3 protein-coding genes are annotated in these 2,234 nt (G+C 32.3%); all 3 read left to right on the top strand.

What is annotated here, in order from left to right; genetic code table 11:
• Window positions 1–141 precede the first annotated feature (141 nt).
• The 3 genes from IBX42_RS12175 to IBX42_RS12165 are packed head-to-tail and all read left to right on the top strand — an operon-like array spanning window position 142 to window position 2,009.
• Window positions 142–429: a hypothetical protein gene (locus IBX42_RS12175; protein WP_294933200.1), complete on the top strand. Its 288-nt coding sequence runs from the start codon at window positions 142–144 to the stop codon at window positions 427–429.
• On the top strand, window positions 426–1,220 hold the full coding sequence (locus IBX42_RS12170; RefSeq protein WP_294933199.1) for a glycosyltransferase family 2 protein: 795 nt from the start codon (window positions 426–428) through the stop codon (window positions 1,218–1,220). Before IBX42_RS12175 ends, IBX42_RS12170 begins: the two co-directional genes overlap by 4 nt.
• Window positions 1,221–2,009, top strand: coding sequence for a glycosyltransferase (locus IBX42_RS12165; RefSeq protein ID WP_294933198.1), 789 nt, complete (start codon window positions 1,221–1,223; stop codon window positions 2,007–2,009).
• The last annotated feature ends 225 nt before the right edge of the window (window positions 2,010–2,234 follow it).

The raw sequence follows: 2,234 nt of genomic DNA, 5'->3' as shown, positions 1-2,234 counted from the left end.
GTGCTGAAGCGCGACAACTATTACAACAAAAAACTGATCAAATGTTGTGGCTGGGAAAATGATAGGGTTGTAAGAATTTTTAATAGAAAAAAAACATCTTTTTGTGAAAATATGGTACATGAGTACATACTTGAAAATGGAATGGAAAAAACCGAACTCAGCGTACCAATAAAACATTATCCATTTGATAATGCTGCACAGTTTATCAATAAAATGCAGCACTATTCGACCCTTTTTGCACAAAACAATAAAAATAAAAGGAGCTCATCGCCACTTAGGGCTTTTTCTAGTGCATTGTTTGCTTTTTTCAAATCTTATTTTATAAAAAAAGGTTTTTTATGCGGTTATGAGGGTTTATTGATCTCCGTATCCAATGCAAACGGTGTTTTTTACAAATATATAAAGCTCTTTGAGGAAAACAAAAAATGAAAACTAGTCTTATTGTCACAACGTACAACTGGCCAGAAGCACTAGAGTTTTGTGTCAAAAGTGCTCTTGCTCAAACGTATTTGCCCTCTGAGATCATTATCGCAGATGATGGCTCTAGCGCTCAAACAAAAGACTTAGTAGAGATCCTAGCCAAAACTTCTCCCATCAAAATTATACATTCATGGCAAGAAGATCTTGGCTTTCGACTTGCTCGTTCTCGAAACTTAGCAATTGCAAAAGCAAGCAGCGAATATATAGTAATAGTAGACGGAGACATGATTTTAGATACCCATTTTCTAGAGGATCATTTAGATTGTGCAACAAAGGGGTTCTATATACAGGGTTCAAGAGCCATTTTAGGTGATGTTTTATCAAAACAGATTCTAAAAAACAAACAAATTCCTCAATTTTCTTTTTTTAATAAACATATAAAAAATAAACTAAACATGTTGCGAATTTCATTACTTCGTAAATATATATGCTCAAAATCATCACAAAGCCTTCATGCTGTTCGTGGATGTAATTTTGCTTTTTTTAGAGAAGATATTTTAAAAGTAAATGGCTTTAATGAAGATTTTACTACATGGGGCAGAGAAGACAGCGAATTTATTCAAAGACTTTATCATATAGGCATTCAGCGAAAAAGAGTAAAGTTTGGTGCTATACAGTTTCATATCTATCATAAAGAAAGTAGCTCCAATAATCACAATGATACTCTTTTAGAAAATACTATTCAAAACAAACTCACATGGTGTGACAATGGTATAAATAAACATCTCAAGGATATTTAAATGAAAAAGCAAATCATTCAAGGTTTATGGGTTGGTCGTGAGCTTAGAGAAATTGAAATTATGTCAATTAAGTCATTTTTGATGCATGGTTTTGAATACCATCTTTATGTATATGATGAAATTCAAAACATTCCTGATGGCACAGTCATAAAAGATGCCAATATAATTCTTGACAAAAAAAATCTCAAGCTTTATGGTAAAAAATATGCAATATTTTCAGATTGGTTTCGTTGGGAACTTTTATATCGTCAGGGAGGGATCTGGATGGATATGGACATGATTTGTCTACAAGCATTTCAACTTGAGCAGCAAAAATATCCACTTTTTGCACGAGAGGGATTTAAACTCTACGCTACCGGATTTTTAGCTTTTGAAAAACATCATTTTTTGACTGATGTCATGAGAAAAGCATGTCAATTTCCAAATAGTTTTACTCCCTATGATACGCTTCGCTATAAAATAAAAAAACTTGTGAGAAAAATAATATATAAAAATGATATTACAAAAATTCCTTGGGGTGAGTCTGGTGGTCCAAAAGGATTTACAAAGGCTATAAAATATTATAAATTAGAAGAGCATGCTTTCGAACAAAACCTTATTTACCCTATACACGGATTTGATTATTTAGATATTTTTACCAAAGAAATAGATCTCATGCGCAGCAAAATAGAGAATGCATACACTCTTCATCTCTTTAACGAATTAATTAATAAAAATAAGCTAGATATGAAAAAAATAACTCACAAGCATTCACTTATCAACTTCTTAAAAAAGAGATATCTTAGCTAATATTATCAACGGCGGAGTTAAAATGGGCAGTATTGAAAGCTGTTAAAAAGTAGTTTTTACAGCCGAAAGCTTAAAAAAATGATTCATAAAGTGCTCAAAGATGGGCTGAGTTAGAGTGCTGTTGCCCATAAATTCGGTATCAAGATAGACACTGTAAGGACATATACTAAGTGTCCAGTTCCACCACGTTGTTGATAAGAAGTAAATAGAGGATTAAAGAAGAAA

It is taken from the genome of Sulfurimonas sp., assembly GCF_014859695.1.
In the GTDB taxonomy this organism is placed as follows: Bacteria; Campylobacterota; Campylobacteria; order Campylobacterales; family Sulfurimonadaceae; genus Sulfurimonas.
This window is presented reverse-complemented; position numbering and strand designations above follow the sequence as displayed.

Coding starts and splice junctions, on each gene's coding strand:
- IBX42_RS12165 (WP_294933198.1), top strand. CDS start 1,221: ATGAAAAAGCAAATCATTCAAGGTTTATGGGTTGGTCGTGAGCTTAGA.
- IBX42_RS12170 (WP_294933199.1), top strand. CDS start 426: ATGAAAACTAGTCTTATTGTCACAACGTACAACTGGCCAGAAGCACTA.
- IBX42_RS12175 (WP_294933200.1), top strand. CDS start 142: ATGGAAAAAACCGAACTCAGCGTACCAATAAAACATTATCCATTTGAT.